Genomic DNA, 14,911 nt, shown 5'->3' with positions numbered 1-14,911 from the left:
CTGGGGGGGAATCAACGTTCTCCATTGATTTTTATCTAGGGCTAAAACTGGGGGCTAAGCCTTTGCCCGCATCGACAGGCCAATGCGCTTGAGCTTGGGGTCTACTTCCATCACCCGCACCTGCACCACCTGGCCCACTTTGACAATCTCGTTGGGGTCGCTGACAAAGCGATCGGCCATTTGCGAAATATGCACCAGCCCATCTTGATGGACGCCCACATCTACAAATGCGCCAAAGTTGGTGACGTTGGTGACCACTCCCTCCAGGGTCATGCCCGGCTTTAGGTCAGTGATTTCGCTAACGCCCTCTTGAAAGCGGGCGTAGGTAAACTGCTCGCGGGGGTCGCGCCCCGGCTTCTCTAGCTCGGTGAGAATGTCGCGCAGGGTGAGTGCGCCAGCGGTGGCGGTGGTGAATTGCTTCAGGTCAAGACGTTTCAGGCGATCGCTGGCCTTGGAAATGTCGTTCAGGGGAAGGCTGAGGTGAGCGGCGATCGCATCCACAATGCCGTAGCTCTCCGGGTGTACCGCCGTGTTGTCTAGCGGGTTTTTGCCGTTGCGAATGCGCAGAAACCCCGCCGCCTGCTCAAAGGCCTTGGGCCCCAGCTTTTTCACCTTCAGCAGCTCCCGCCGCGACTGAAACGCGCCGTTGGCATCGCGAAATTCGACAATGTTGTTGGCCACCGCCGGGCTCAGCCCCGACACGTGGGTGAGCAGCTCCCGCGAGGCCATGTTCAGATCCACGCCCACGTAGTTGACGCAGCTCTCGATGGTTTCATCCAGCTTTTGCTTCAGCCGCTTTTGATCGACATCGTGCTGGTACTGGCCGACGCCAATGGATTTGGGGTCGATCTTCACCAGCTCCGCCAGGGGGTCTTGCAGCCGGCGGGCAATGCTAATCGCCCCCCGCACCGTCACATCCAGGTCGGGAAATTCCGCCGCCGCCACCTCGCTGGCGGAGTAGATCGACGCGCCAGATTCGTTGACCAGAACTTTCACCGGCGGGTTCGCCAGGTTTTTCAGGACTTCGCCCACAAAGGCATCGGTCTCGCGGCTGGCGGTGCCATTGCCGATCGCAATCAGCTCGATCTGGTGTTTGCGAATCATCCCTGCCAGGGTATCTGCCGCCTGCCGCCGCTGGTTTTGGGACTGGTGGGGAAAGACCGCCTGGTATTCCAAAAACTTGCCGGTCGCATCCACCGCCGCCACCTTGCAGCCGGTGCGAAAGCCGGGGTCCACCCCCAGGGTGGGCTTCATGCCCGCCGGGGGCGACAGCAGCAGGTTCTTCAAATTCGCCTCAAAGGTCTGGATCGACACCTCGTCGGCCCAGGCTTTTTTCTCGGCCATCACCTCGTTGGTCAACGAGGGCTTCATCAGGCGGCTGTAGGCGTCCTCGATCAGCTCTCGGTAAAAGCGGCGCACCTCGGCAGCGGTGGTTTTGACCACGCGCTTTTCCAGGGTTTGGAGGATGCCGTCGGCATCGACCTCCAGGCCGACCTTGAGAATGCCTTCGCGATCGCCCCGCAAAATGGCCAGCAGATTGTGGGAAGCAATGGAGCGCACCGGACTCTGGTAAGCCCGATACATCTCATACTTGGTGCTGCCCTCGGGGTGGCCCTTTTTGACGCTGGCCGTGAACTGGCCCTGCTTCAGTAGTTGATCACGCACATACCGCCGCAGATCGGCCCGCTCTGCCACCTGCTCTGCCAAAATATCTGCCGCCCCCTGGAGGGCGTCCTCTACCGACTCCACCCCCAATTTAGGATTCACAAAGGGCTGGGCTTCCTGGCTGAGAACAGCCTTCTTCCCCGATAGGTTCAGCGCCTCGATCTGCTGGGCCAGGGGTTCTAGCCCCTTTTCTTTGGCCATGGTGGCGCGGGTGCGACGCTTGGGGCGGTAGGGCAGATAGAGATCTTCTAGCTCGGTCTTGTGCTGGCAAGCGAGAATGGCGGCCTTTAGCGGTTCAGTGAGCTTGCCCTGGGACTCGATCTCGCTCAGCACGGTTTTTCTACGGTCTTCCAGCTCCGTCAGATACTGATGGCGCTCGGCGATCTGCCTAAGCTGCACTTCGTCTAAATCGCCGGTGCGCTCTTTGCGGTAGCGGGCCACAAAGGGCACCGTCGCCCCTTCGGCAAACAGGTCTAGGGTGGCGTCTACCTGGGCAGGGCGAATGTCTATCTCGGCGGCAATTAGGGCGGCAAAGGTGGCCATGGCGCTACTTCTCCTCGACCCAGGCGATAGTCTGGTCGCCCAGGCGCAGGTTGTCGAGGCGATCGATCTCGCGAATGCCGGTGGGGCTGGTGACGTTGATCTCGGTGAGGTAGCCGCCGATGATGTCAATGCCGACAAAATAGAGGCCGTCGCGTCGCAGAGTGGGGGCGAGCTGGCGGCAAATGTCGCGATCGCGATCGGTAATCTCGACCTGGGCCACCCGACCGCCCACCGCCATGTTGCCGCGAAACTCGCTGCCGGTGGGAATGCGGTTGACCGCGCCGATGGGGTCGCCATCGAGCAAAATAATGCGCTTGTCGCCGTCCTTAGCGGCGGGCAGGTAGGTCTGCACCATCACCGGCTCTTTGCCCTGCTGGGTGCTGATCTCGACCATGGAGTTGAGGTTGCGATCGCCCGCCTGCAAAAACAAAATCCCCTCCCCGGCTTTGCCCCCCAGGGGCTTGAGCACCGCCTGACCCCAGCGCTCTATGGTTTCGCGAATCACTGCTTTGCTCTGGGTGACGATGGTTTCAGGAATGGCTTCGGTAAACTGAAGCGCATACATTTTTTCATTTGCTGCCCGCAGCCCGCTGGGAGCGTTGACCACGCGGGTTTTGGCCGGGTCAACGTAGTCGAGAATGTAGGTGGCGTAGAGGTAGGGCACGGTGACCGGCGGGTCGGTACGCATAAACACCGCATCCATGTCTTCTAGGGGGCGCTGCACCGCGTCACCTAGCTCAAACCAGGGGTTGGCGGCGACCCACAACCCGTCAACCAACGTCACCGGAGTGAGCTTTACCGGCTGCATTAACGCCAGTGCCTGACCTGCCACCACACTTAGAGCATTGGCGGACGTAATCCACACCTCGTGGCCGCGCTGCTGGGCCGCCTCCATCAGGGCGACGCTGGTGTCGTGGCCGGGGTCGAGGCGGTGGATGGGGTCGATGATAAAAGCAAATTTCACAGGCGGTGCTCATGACTCTGACTAGAGTTTTAGCATCCCACGGATGGGTTTAGCCTGAGGGAGCGAGGCGGAAGCGATGAACCGATGACGATCAGAAGGAATTTTACTTCCAGGCCAGGGCGAACAGAGCCCAACGCATCCTACGAAGGATTCCGCCGACCAACTTAACTGAGAATCTGAAACCGAGATCTTTTAGCTCTGCGTAGGTTGGGTGAAACGAAGTGAAACCCAACGGCAGTAAGCTTTGTTGGGTTCCGCTAGCGCTTCACTCAACCTACAAGTGAAGGCTTAACAGAACATTAGTCAGCTAAACCGGCCCGAGTGAGCAGATTGCCCTCGCTATCGATAAAGCCCCAGCGATCGCCAATCTGCACCCGAGCCCGTCCCTCAGAAAACCGGCCCGCATTGGCGTATTGAGGAACGATCGCCCAGCCGCCCTGGGCATTGATGTAGCCAAACTGGCCGTCTTGCTGAACCACCGCTAGCCCCTCAGAAAAGTCGGCAGCATAGGCAAACTGGGGCGCAATGGCAACGCTGCCGGTGCGATCGAGGTAGCCCCACTGACCGTCGATCAGCACTGCCGCTAGTCCCTCAGAAAAGTCAGAGGCAAAGGCCAGGGTGGGGGCGATCGCCACCTTGCCCTCGGTGTCGATAAAGCCAAAGGTGCGGCCCTGGCGCACCCGCGCCAGCCCCTCTGAGAAGCTAAAAGCCCCGTCATAAGCAGGAGCGATCGCCATGGTGCCAGCGGGGTCAATGTAGCCATAGAGCTGGTCTACCCTGGCCACCGCTAACGACTCGGCAAAGCTCCAGGCGTCTTTGAAGGTGGGCGGTACGACGGTGCGCCCCTCGGTATCGACATAGCCGTAGGCGTCACCCAGCTTGATCAAAGCGCGATCGCCCACAAAGGGCTCGGCCAAGTCAAACTGCGGCTCGATCACCCATTCTCCCTCGGTGTTGATATAGCCGTACTTGGTGCCCCCTTGCACCGCTGCCAGCCCGCCCGAGAAGGTTTTGGCCTGACGAAACTGTACCGGGATGGTCCACTCGCCCTGGCGATCGAGATAGCCCACATAGGCACCAGCCTGGGCGATCGCCAACCCCTCGGCATAGTCGGCGGCGACAGTGACACTGCTGTCAGCCACCTGAATAGATAAATTGCCGCTGCGATCGATGTAGCCCAGGGTCGACTTGGTGCGCACCATCGCCACCCCCTCGGCAAAGTCTGAAACCGCATCAAACAGCAGAGGGCTGGTCATAGTACTGGCCTGGGCAACGGGCTGAGGATTTATGAACTCTAGCATTGCCGTCGCCCCCTGCGGCACGCGCCTCTCTACCATAGAACCTGCCGCCCAGGCCGTCAGCACCGACAGCCCTAGCCCCAGCCCGATGAACCGACCATAGCGTTGAATCTTGGTGTGCGATCGCCCCATTTTCTATCCCTCGCCCCCTCTTGTTGCCTGGGTGCCAGTCGACAAATCTTGTGGCCAGGTCACCCTTGCCCTCACACACACCATGACTGATCTAGAGCCAAACGGCGAGAAATTTCTGAAAAAGTTCAGGCTAGGCAAACACCCTTTGCCCCAACGCAATCCGCCTATTTGGGCAATCCGTAGGGGCGCACCGCTGTGCGCCCGGCTGAATCGGGGGTAGCCAAGCAGGATTCGATATGAGGGGTCAATCTCCGAGGTTGAGCGACAGCTGATCGCTATGCAGATCGCGGTAAAGCGCCTCTAGGGCGCCCCGGCGATACATATGGCGATTGCCCCGGCGGGAGGTACGTCGATCGCAGCCCCGACCATCGAGCATCTGCTGTAGTTCTAGGCGCGTGTGGCCAAAGGCTTTGGCGGCTTCTCTAATAGGCACCCACTGCTGCTCAAACTGCTGCCTGAGATCGTCGTCGGAGGTGTCGGCCAGGCGCTCTAGCAGCAGATTGGCCAGCAGCCAGCAGGCTTTGGTGTCGGCCAGGGCGCGGTGCGATCGCCCCACGTCAAAGCCAAAGTGGCGCACCAGCTGGGGCAGACTGCGCGACGGCAGGTCGGCCAGCAGCAGCCGCGACAAAATCACCGTACAAAACTGCTGGGTATCGGGGCGGCTAAACGGGTGCCCCAGGCGCCCAAACTCTGACTTTATAAAGCTGTAGTCAAAGGCCAGGTTGTGGCCGGTGAGCACCCCCTGGCTGAGCGGCTGAGCTAGGCTTTGCCAGACGGTGTCAGCGGCGGTGCCCTGCTCTACCATGGCAGTGGTAATGCCGGTCAGACGAGTAATGTTGTGGGGTACCCGCACATTGGCGTTGACTAAAAACGTCGCCTCGTGGGTAATACCCTCTGCCAAAGAGCCCTGCACCAGAGCAATCTCAATCACCCGCGCCTCGTGGGGCCGCGACCCGGTGGTCTCGACATCGACCACGGTGAGTTGAGCCTGGGGCAGCTGGCGATAGTAGGCCAGCAGATGGTCTGTCAACAGGGCAGACTGGGCGATGCCGCCCACCGATACAGGAACCATAGGGCTACAACTGCGGAAGTCTTTTAGCGGGAGTCCTCTAAAGGTGCCACACTTTGCCGGTTGCGATCGCATCACAGCCCAGAGAATCTAAGGACTAGAGATCTCGCCGCCGCTATAGCATCAGTCAAAAATCAGCAAACATGGCAAAAAAATGAGCCCAGGGCCAGCCCGTTTGGGGTCCCCCTTTAGCCAGAGGACGGCTGGAGGAAAAAACGCTAGGCTAAAACCAACAGAAATTGTAAAGAAAATTGAAGGAGACCCTATGGGACTGGGCCTACTGGTAAACGGTCAATGGCAAAAAGATCGCAGCCAAGAAGACAACCAGGGTCGGTTTATCCGCCCTGAGACCGACTTTCACCATTGGACCAAGGCAGATGGCTCCAGCCCATTCAGACCCGAAGTCGATCGCTATCACTTATACGTCTCGCTGGCCTGCCCCTGGGCGCACCGCACTCTGATCATGCGTGAGCTCAAGGGCCTGACAAATGCTATCTCGGTGTCGGTGGTAGATCCTTACATGGGTGACGAGGGCTGGGCTTTTAGCGATTACCCCGGCGCAATTCCCGATACGGTGAATGGAGCGCAGTATCTGCGGGAGATCTACGTCAAAGCCAAGCCCGATATTTCAGGCCGGGTGACCGTGCCCATTTTGTGGGACAAGCAAACCCAAACCATCGTCAACAACGAGTCGCGCGAGATCATTCGCATGCTCGACACCGAGTGGAATGAGGTGGCCACCAACTCGGTAAATCTCTGCCCCGCCGATCTGACGAACCAGGTAGATGCGGCCATAGACGCCATTTACCAACCCATCAACAATGGCGTCTATCGGGCCGGGTTTGCCACCCAGCAGGGTGCCTACGACGAGGCGGTAACTGAGCTGTTCGCCGCCCTCGACCATTGGGAAGCTGTGTTAGAGAAGCAGCGCTACCTGTGCGGCGATCGCCTCACCGAAGCCGATATTTGCCTGTTTACCACCCTCTACCGCTTTGATGCGGTCTACTACGTGCACTTCAAATGCAACCTGCGGCGCATAGTTGACTATCCCAACCTGTGGGGCTATTTGCGCGACCTGTACCAGCAGCCCGCCTTCAAAAACACCTGCAACCTCGATCACATCAAACGCCATTACTACATGAGCCACCCGGGCGTAAACCCCCATCAGATCGTGCCCAAGGGGCCAGTGATCGACTTTGACGCCCCCTGCGATCGCCCCCAGCGATTTGATCTGGCTGCTGCCAGCAGTCGGTCGATATAGCCCTAGCCGAGACCGCTAGAGACGCTAATTCAATGCAGGGGTGTGACTTAGACTCGGTAGCCAAATCGCCAGTACCGTTGGAGGCACTGGCGTAGGGAACCATGGAGAAGGGCAGCCAGCCAATCTGGCAGGTCAGAATGCTCCAGCCTGCGAATGTTCTGACCTCCTCGCCTTCTAAATCTGCCAACGAGCTACAGCCCCAAACCCCCAAAACCCCTCAAAACTTTCCTCTCCCCAAAAAAACCGCTCCACCCCCCATTCCAGGAGGTATCCTTTAGCAGATCCTCTAGTGACTCTGGGTATCGCTATGCATCCGCGTCGTAAGCCGTCTTTGGCCATGCTGGTAGTGATCAGCGCCCTGACCGCGCTGCCGATGAGCTTGCTGCGCTCTGAGATGAGGCTACTGGCCCAGGTGACCGCAGAACCCACGCCCAGTTTCACTCAGCCAGACAGTGTTGCCGCCGATACCACCCTGAGTATTGACGGCGCACCGTCGATGGCGGGCATCAACCAGAGCCTGAAGGAAAGCTTTGAGCAGCGCTACCCTGGGGCGCGGGTGACTCTGTCTGTCAGTAGCGACGAGCAGGCGCTGACAGCCCTGAGCAATGGCACCATTGATTTGGCTGCCCTAGGGCGAGCGCTGCGGGAAGCCGAAGCCGATCCCAGTCTTACCTCGATTCCGGTGACGCGGGAAAAGATTGCCATTATCGTGGGCCGCGACAACCCCTTTCGCGGCGATCTCACCTCTGGCGATTTTGCCGCTATATTTCGTGGCGAAATTACTAACTGGTCGCAGATCGGTGGGCCAGACGTGCGCATTCGCTTTGTCGATCGTCCCGCCACTAGCGACACCCGGCTAGCCCTGGCCGACTATGACCTTTTTAAGGGCAAACCCTTTGAAGCTGGCCCTGAGGCCGAGCTGGTAGAGGTTGACGACACCGCTGCTGTGGTGCGCGCTCTGGGCAGCGACGGCATTAGCTATGCGATCGCCTCCGAGGTGGTCAACCAAGATGCGGTGCGGCCCCTAAGCATGCACAATACCCTGATCGACGACCCCCGCTACCCCTACTCTCAGCCGCGCAACTACATCTATCGAGGCGAGCCCAGCCTACCCATTGAGGCCTTTTTGGGCTTTGCTACCAATGCCGAGGGCCAGGCGGCGATCGCCGAGGCCAAACAGACCGCCAGCGCCAACGTCACCGTGGGGGCCAACCGTTTACCCGGCGGCATCGCCCTGGCCCCCGATGGGCGCTTTATGGTGCGCGGCACCGAAGACGGGCAGCTCGAGTGGCTCGACGCCGAGGGCAGCCCCACGGGTACCACCATTGCCGATGCCCACCGGGGGGCTGTGTCGGCAGTGGCAATCAGCCCCGACAGCCAGACCGTAATCAGCAGCGGGGCCGACGGCACCATCCACCGATGGGATCGCAATGGTGCCCCCCTGGGGACACCGCTGACGGGCCAGGGTGGGCCAATCTTGGCGCTGGCCCTCAAGCCCGACGGCACCATGCTGACGAGTGGTCATGCCGATGGCACCGTAGAGCGCTGGGCGGTGGCCAGCGGCGAGCCGATGGGTGGTGAACCGATCGCAGCTCACAGCGGGCCGGTACAGGCAATTCACTTTCCGGCGGGGGCGCAGGTCTTTCTCACCGGCAGTAGCGACGGCAGTCTGCGAGTTTGGAATGCCGACGGCACCCCCGCCGAACAGGTTGACAACGCCCACCAAAATGGCGTTACCGCCATCACCAGTACCCCCGATGGCCAGGTGATCACCACCACTGGCGGCGACGGCACCCTGCGACAGTGGGATCGATCCACTCTCCAGCCCCGGGGCGAGGCCATTCAGGCCCACGAGAATGCGGTCAGTGCCGTGGCCTACACCCCCGACGGCAGCACCCTGGCCAGCGCCGGGGTCGACAGCACCCTGCAACTCTGGGGAGTCGATGGCACCCCACAGCTACCAGAGCCTGTGCAGCTCGATGCCCCCGCCGCATCTCTGGGCTTTACCCCTGAGGGCCAGATGGTGGTGGGCAGCAGCGATCGCACCGTTCAACTGCGCGATCGCCAGGGCAGTCTGGTCACCGCTACGGCCACGGAGCCCGCCGAGCCCGCTACCGACCTGGGCAATCTAGGCGATCGCATTCGCAACTTGCCCCCTGCCGCCTGGTGGGCTCTGGGGGCGATTCCTCTGTTGTTATTTGTGGCGGGCCTGCTGGGGTCAATACTGGGGGCCAAGGGCGAAGACAAGGAGCCAGACGATGAGGCGCTGGAGACCAATTCTGGTCTTGGCCCCGGCCTCGGGATTGACTTCTCTGGGGTCGGCAATCCTTCTCCCGGGGGCGACCCGCTGCCCCCTAGCGGGGAAGCTTGGCCCCCTGAGGCCGGGCTAGTACCCGCTGACGACTACACCCCCAGCACCTCCCCCAGCAAGCTGGAGCAGGCCCGGATCAATCTCGCGGAGGGGCGGCGGCTGATGCGAGAGGGCCGCTACGACACCGCGCTGATCTACTTTAACCAGGCCATAGAAGCTACCGAAATCGAGCGCAGCAAGGCCGAAGTCACGGGAGTGCCGGCCCAGGGTACCAATGCGATCGCCGCCCAGGCCCAGGCCCAACGGGGCAATGCCCTAGCTCTGCTGGGCCAAGCCAACGACGCCATGGACAGCTACAACGCCGCCCTGCAGCTCGACTCCAGCGTCACCGAGGCCTGGGTGGGCAAAGGGCGCTTGCTCAGCACCATGGGCCGCTACGACGAAGCCATTTTTTGCTTTGACAGCGCCCTAGAGATCGATCAGTCAGCAGGAGAAGCCTGGCTGGGCAAAGGCCAGGCTCTGACGCAGCTCGGTCGCCACAGTGAGGCCCAGACGGCCCTGGCGCGGGCAAGCTCACTGGGCATCGCTGGATCTGGCCTAGCAGGTGCGAACCTGCCCCTCGGCTACCCCGAGGGATCGGGCATTACCCCTGGGCCTGGGGGCGATCAACCGATCACCCCATTGCCAGTCCCAGGAGTGGTGGTGCCAGAGTATGCTCCTTTTTCTGGCTACGACCCCGATGTGCCCCTAGAGCTTCAGCAGATGGTGCAGGGGTTGCCCTCCGCCGATGTAGAAATCACTAGCAACAACCCTGGGAGCTACGACGTTCCCCCGGCTCTGGCGGCGGAAGCGGCGCAGCTGCCCGACTACGCTGAGAATAGCGCCTCAGTCGGCGGAACTGGCTCCGCAAGTGGAGCCAGGGTGATTACCCCAGGCCCGATACCGCCAGATCTCAGTTCAACGGCTCCGTTTTCTGCTGCGCCAATCTCGCCTGGGCCAATACCCGCTGCGGCGGTCGCGCCAGAGCCGCCAGCGCCACCAGAGCCAATCATTACTCCTAGCCCCCTAGAAGAAGAACTTCTCAGCCAGGTGCACCTGACAGCAGCCACAGATCTCGACACCATCCGCCAAGATCTGCCCGTAGAAGCCAGTGAGGGCGGTACCCCGGCACTACCCCTGCGCCCGGCACCAATGCCCGTGCCGCCGCCAGTGCCCCTAGAGCCCGGCGACTACATTCCCCCGCCGCCCGAGGCGACGGCGTCTGAAGCACCCACCGGGTTAGAGGGGTTGCCCCCCGAGGTGGTAGCGGCGCTGGCCAGCATTCCCCCGAGTTCGCCCGATAGCTTTGGGCCGGTGGTTGTCAGTGCTGACCCGGTGCCAACCGAGACACCGCCCGCCCAAACCAGCTGGGTGAAGCTCTCGGTCGACCACGACGGCGATCGCTTTTATGCGGTGTGGCAGGTTGACGACGGCGATCGCACCCAGGCCAAAGACCAGGGCGGCGAAACTCTTGCCCTGCGCCTGTACGATGTCACTGGCCACCCCACTGCGGCCCCACTGCCCGCCGCTGTGGCCGAGCAGCGCTGTCGCGACGACTTTGCCCAAGACTGGTATCTACCCATTCCCCAGTGGGACCGGATCTACGTGGTGGAGGTGGGCTACCTGAGCGCGGCAGGAGACTGGGGTGCGATCGCCCAATCTAGCGAAGTGGCCGCCATCTCGCCCCAAGCGTAGGCAGGGTATGAAAAAAGCCCTGGGCATTGCCCAGGGCCATAGTCAGGAGTGGCTGTTTACGTAGTGACGATTTCAGAAAAGCGTTAGCTGCCCTAGACCTTCAGCACCCACTGGTCTCGGGTATCGGCACTGACAAAGGGGGCCGCCACGATGGGCAGCTCGACCCCCAGGGCAAAAAATGCGGCGCGAATCAGGGTGGCGTGGGAGGCCTCAGCAGCGGCGATGCTGGCCCCAGCAGTAATCAGGGCCGGGGTCTGGAGACGGGCAACCTCGCTGGCGTAGGCGATCGCGGCATCGGTCTCTAGCGCCAGGGCCAGCTTGGCAATGTTCACGTCCGAATCGAGACCGCCGTCGCCCCGCTCCAGGTAGGCCGATAGGTCGTAGCTGTCTTTGGCCATTATCGGTATGTCGCCCAGGTCCGTAATCACCTGGCTGAGGGTGTCGCGGTGCACCATGTGGTCAGCCTGGTTGGCCAGGGCAATTTTCAGCACTTTTTGGCCCACGTCGGTATCGCTCAGCCCGCCCGCAGCGGCGCTGTAGGCCCAGATCGCCTGGTGCTCGTAATACAGCGCCCCGTTGAGAATCTCGACATCGTTGGCAGCCGCACTGCCGTGGGTGCTAGCCTGGGCCGCCCGCTTGGTAAAGGCTGAGAAACCCAGGGTGCCCGCGAGGCCTGCGATCGCCCCACCGACCACCACCCGCCGCCGCGAAACCCCAGTCAGGGGGCTCAATTCAGCAGACTTCATATCGTGATTCATAGCTATGTCCTTTGCGCTAACGTCGTAGACGAGTCTCTTTAGAACTCAACCCAATTACGATTAGGTGTGGCGGTTGGATGGCAGAAAAGTTTTGCATGACTTGAGTTTTGGATTGTTGCATCCCACCCCTACCCATCCACTCTGAGCCCCTGAGCCGTATTACCGGCAGACCCTCAATGCCCTCCTTTTCACAGCCCCCTAAAGCTCAGCCTCCTGGCCCACAGGCCCCCGACCCAGTCAGCGATCGCGGCCTAGTCAACCAGCTCTGGGCGGGCGATACCCAGGCTCTAGCCACCCTCTACGATCGCTACTCTGCAATGGTCTACACCCTGGCTCTAAAGATGCTGGGCAACCCCGCCGAAGCTGAAGACCTCACCCAGGAAGTTTTTGTCAGCTTTTGGCAGGGGCAAAAATATAACCCCGATCGCGGCAGTGTGGGCAGCTACCTGACCACCTATACCCGCTCCCGGGCAATCGATCGCCTGCGGGTCAGCAGCGGGCGGGCCACCATCCTCCAGCGCTTTCAACGCATCACCGCCGCCGCCAGCAGATCCCCCAGCCCCCTCGACCACGCCACCCTAGTCGAACAGCGCCAGCATCTGCGCACCGCCCTCGACCAGCTGCCCCCTGCCGAACGCGAAGTGCTCGAAATCGCCTACTTCCAGGGCCTCAGTCAGTCTGAAATCGCCGCCCGGCTGGGCATTCCCCTCGGTACCGTCAAATCTCGCTGCCGCCAGGGCCTACTTCGCCTCCGCAGCCTCCTCCAAACCCACCGAGAATCGCCCTAATTCCGGCATTCCCAACGATTGGGACAGTTCTATAGGTCTGACTCTACCTCTACCCTATCCACCCTCTCCTCCATGACTCCCACGCTTCCTGAAAACTGGCAACAACTCCTCGCCGGGTACGTGCTCGACGACCTAGACGCTGCCGATACTACCCTAGTCGAGCAATGGCTGAACGACTACCCCGAGGTTGCTGCTGAGCTAGCCACCCTACAAACCACCTGGGACGCTCTGCCCATGATGCTACCCGAGGTACAGCCGCCGCCAGGGCTGCGCGATCGCATTCTCGCCACCGCCGCCACACCCACAGCAGCAGCGATCACCCCACCACCCATCTCCTCCACAGCTCCTCGCTCCCTTCCCTGGGGCAGGCTACTCCTTGGTCTAGGCTGGCTCGGCACGGCGATCGCCCTCACATTCGCCCTGCAAGAAAACCAGCGCCTGCGCCTGTCCCTGCTGCAACAGGAGGCCGTTGTGGCCAGCTTTAGCCAACCTGCCAACTACCTCTATACCCTGACCGGCACCAACGCCGAACCTCAAGCCAACGCTCGATTATTGGTCAACCCAACCGACCAAACCGCCCTGATCGTCACCACCGACCTGCCCACCCTGGCAGAAGACGAAATCTACCGCCTCTGGGCCTTAGCTGATAGCGACCCCGTTTTCTGCGGCGAGTTCAACCCCGATGCGCTACAGGATACAAACCAGTGGTCTCTGCCCAATACAACCTGTACAGACATTCCTGTGCAGATGCTGATCACCACCGAAAATGCCGCCGATCCACCCATTCCAGCCGGGGATTTGGTGATGCAGAGTCAGTCATAGACAAGTTCCACAAACAAAAACCTCCGGTCTCAGGACCGGAGGTTTTTAAATCAACCCTCTCGAGCTATGTAAGACCTAGTCGAGGTCGCCCATAGCGAGTACGGGTTCAGTTTCGCGATCGATGCCTTTCTCGAAACCTGCCTCAGCCGCGCGAGCGCGACCAGCATGCCAGAGGTGGCCAATCAGGAAGAAGAAGCCCAGTACAAAGTGAGAGGTCGACAGCCACTGGCGGGGGTTAACGAAGTTCACCGAGTTGATTTCGGTGATTACACCACCCACCGAGTTGATGGAGGCGTTGGGCGCGTGAGTCATGTACTCAGCAGCGCGGCGCACCTGCCAGTCTTGGATGTCGTTGGTCAGCTTGTCGAGGTCAAGACCGTTGGGGCCACGCAGGGGCTCCAACCAGGGGCCTTGGAAGTCCCAGAAGCGCATGGTTTCACCACCAAAGATGATCTCACCCGTGGGAGAGCGCATCAGGTACTTACCCAGACCGGTGGGGCCTTGGGCCGCACCGATGTTGGCACCCAGACGCATGTCGCGCACCAGGAAGGTCATTGCCTGAGCCTGAGAGGACTCGGCGTTGGTGGGGCCGTAGAACTCAGAAGGGTAGGCAGTGTTGTTGAACCACACGTAGCAGGAGGCGATGAAGCCCATCAGCGACAGAGCGCCGAGGCTGTAGGACAGGTAGGCTTCACCTGACCAGATCAGAGCGCGACGCGCCCAGCCAAAAGGCTTGGTCAAAATGTGCCAGATGCCGCCGCCGATGCAGATCAGGCCGACCCAGATGTGGCCGCCAATGATGTCTTCCATGTTGTTGACGCCGACAATCCAGCCGTCGCCACCAAAGGGAGAGCCCAGCAGGTAGCCAAAGATGACCGCAGGGTTGAGGGTGGGGTTGGTGATGACGCGTACGTCGCCACCGCCCGGGGCCCAGGTGTCGTAGACACCGCCAAAGACGCAGGCTTTCAGCACCAGCAGCAGCGCACCACAACCCAACAGGATGAGGTGGTAGCCGATGATGTTGGTCATCTGGTTCTTATCTTTCCAGTCATAGCCGAAGAAAGAAGAGTACTCTTCTAGGACTTCGGGGCCGCGCAGGGCGTGGTAAACACCACCCAGACCGAGCACAGCAGAGGAGATGAGGTGCAGCACACCGACCACAAAATAGGGGTAGGTGTTGATCACTTCACCGCCGGGGCCAACACCCCAACCTAGGGTGGCGAGGTGAGGTAGGAGAATGAAGCCCTGCTCATAAAGGGGCTTGTCGGGCACAAAGTGGGCCACTTCAAACAGGGTCATTGCCCCTGTCCAAAACACAATCAGACCAGCGTGGGCCACGTGGGCACCCAGCAGCTTGCCGGATAGGTTGATCAATCGAGCGTTACCAGACCACCAGGCAAAGCCGGTAGATTCTTGGTCGCGCCCAGCAATAAACGAGTTGCTAGAGAGCGTTACCACGGGGGAGTACCTCTTCGGGGAATACAAACTTCTCATGGGGCTGGTCAGTGGGTGCCATCCAGGCCCGGATGCCTTCGTTCAGCAAGATGTTCTTGGTGTAGAAGGTTT

At 60.8% G+C, this 14,911-nt stretch carries 10 protein-coding genes and 1 pseudogene; 4 read left to right on the top strand and 7 right to left on the bottom strand.

Features of this window, described 5'->3' with window-relative positions:
• Positions 1-54 precede the first annotated feature (54 nt).
• From AC0QKW_RS09340 to AC0QKW_RS09325, 4 genes are all read right to left on the bottom strand, one after another.
• Positions 55-2,208 carry a Tex family protein gene (locus AC0QKW_RS09340; protein ID WP_473150795.1) on the bottom strand — a complete coding sequence of 718 codons (2,154 nt, stop codon included), beginning with the start codon at positions 2,206-2,208 and terminating at the stop codon, positions 55-57.
• 4 nt (positions 2,209-2,212) lie between these two features.
• On the bottom strand, positions 2,213-3,172 hold the full coding sequence (gshB, locus tag AC0QKW_RS09335) for a glutathione synthase (protein ID WP_473150794.1): 960 nt from the start codon (positions 3,170-3,172) through the stop codon (positions 2,213-2,215).
• A gap of 299 nt (positions 3,173-3,471) precedes the next feature.
• Positions 3,472-4,602 carry a WG repeat-containing protein gene (locus AC0QKW_RS09330; protein ID WP_473150793.1) on the bottom strand — a complete coding sequence of 377 codons (1,131 nt, stop codon included), beginning with the start codon at positions 4,600-4,602 and terminating at the stop codon, positions 3,472-3,474.
• A 244-nt stretch (positions 4,603-4,846) separates the two neighbouring features.
• A complete protein-coding gene (locus tag AC0QKW_RS09325) occupies positions 4,847-5,674 on the bottom strand; it encodes a 3'-5' exonuclease (RefSeq protein ID WP_473150792.1) in 828 nt (275 codons plus the stop codon).
• 262 nt (positions 5,675-5,936) lie between these two features.
• Between AC0QKW_RS09325 and AC0QKW_RS09320 the strand changes: the two genes are divergently transcribed.
• On the top strand, positions 5,937-6,932 hold the full coding sequence (locus AC0QKW_RS09320; protein WP_473150791.1) for a glutathione S-transferase family protein: 996 nt from the start codon (positions 5,937-5,939) through the stop codon (positions 6,930-6,932).
• A gap of 307 nt (positions 6,933-7,239) precedes the next feature.
• A complete protein-coding gene (locus AC0QKW_RS09315; RefSeq protein WP_473150790.1) occupies positions 7,240-10,977 on the top strand; it encodes a substrate-binding domain-containing protein in 3,738 nt (1,245 codons plus the stop codon).
• Positions 10,978-11,069: 92 nt separating this feature from the next.
• Here the strand turns inward: AC0QKW_RS09315 and AC0QKW_RS09310 are convergent, their stop codons facing one another.
• Positions 11,070-11,735: a DUF4439 domain-containing protein gene (locus AC0QKW_RS09310; protein WP_473150789.1), complete on the bottom strand. Its 666-nt coding sequence runs from the start codon at positions 11,733-11,735 to the stop codon at positions 11,070-11,072.
• A gap of 176 nt (positions 11,736-11,911) precedes the next feature.
• Between AC0QKW_RS09310 and AC0QKW_RS09305 the strand changes: the two genes are divergently transcribed.
• Positions 11,912-12,523: a sigma-70 family RNA polymerase sigma factor gene (locus AC0QKW_RS09305; RefSeq protein WP_473150788.1), complete on the top strand. Its 612-nt coding sequence runs from the start codon at positions 11,912-11,914 to the stop codon at positions 12,521-12,523.
• A 72-nt stretch (positions 12,524-12,595) separates the two neighbouring features.
• Positions 12,596-13,345: an anti-sigma factor gene (locus tag AC0QKW_RS09300; protein ID WP_473150787.1), complete on the top strand. Its 750-nt coding sequence runs from the start codon at positions 12,596-12,598 to the stop codon at positions 13,343-13,345.
• A gap of 75 nt (positions 13,346-13,420) precedes the next feature.
• Here the strand turns inward: AC0QKW_RS09300 and psbC are convergent, their stop codons facing one another.
• Together psbC and AC0QKW_RS09290 are read right to left on the bottom strand one after the other, a co-directional pair.
• Positions 13,421-14,803, bottom strand: a complete 1,383-nt coding sequence (psbC, locus tag AC0QKW_RS09295; protein ID WP_473150786.1) for a photosystem II reaction center protein CP43 — start codon at positions 14,801-14,803, stop codon at positions 13,421-13,423.
• Positions 14,787-14,911, bottom strand: a pseudogene (locus tag AC0QKW_RS09290) (photosystem II D2 protein (photosystem q(a) protein)); the annotation flags it as partial. The gene psbC and the pseudogene AC0QKW_RS09290, both read right to left, overlap by 17 nt.

This window comes from Pseudanabaena sp. PCC 9330 (assembly GCF_055795045.1).
The sequence above is the reverse complement of the archived record's forward strand: the minus strand, read 5'-3'. Positions and strand labels throughout refer to the sequence as shown.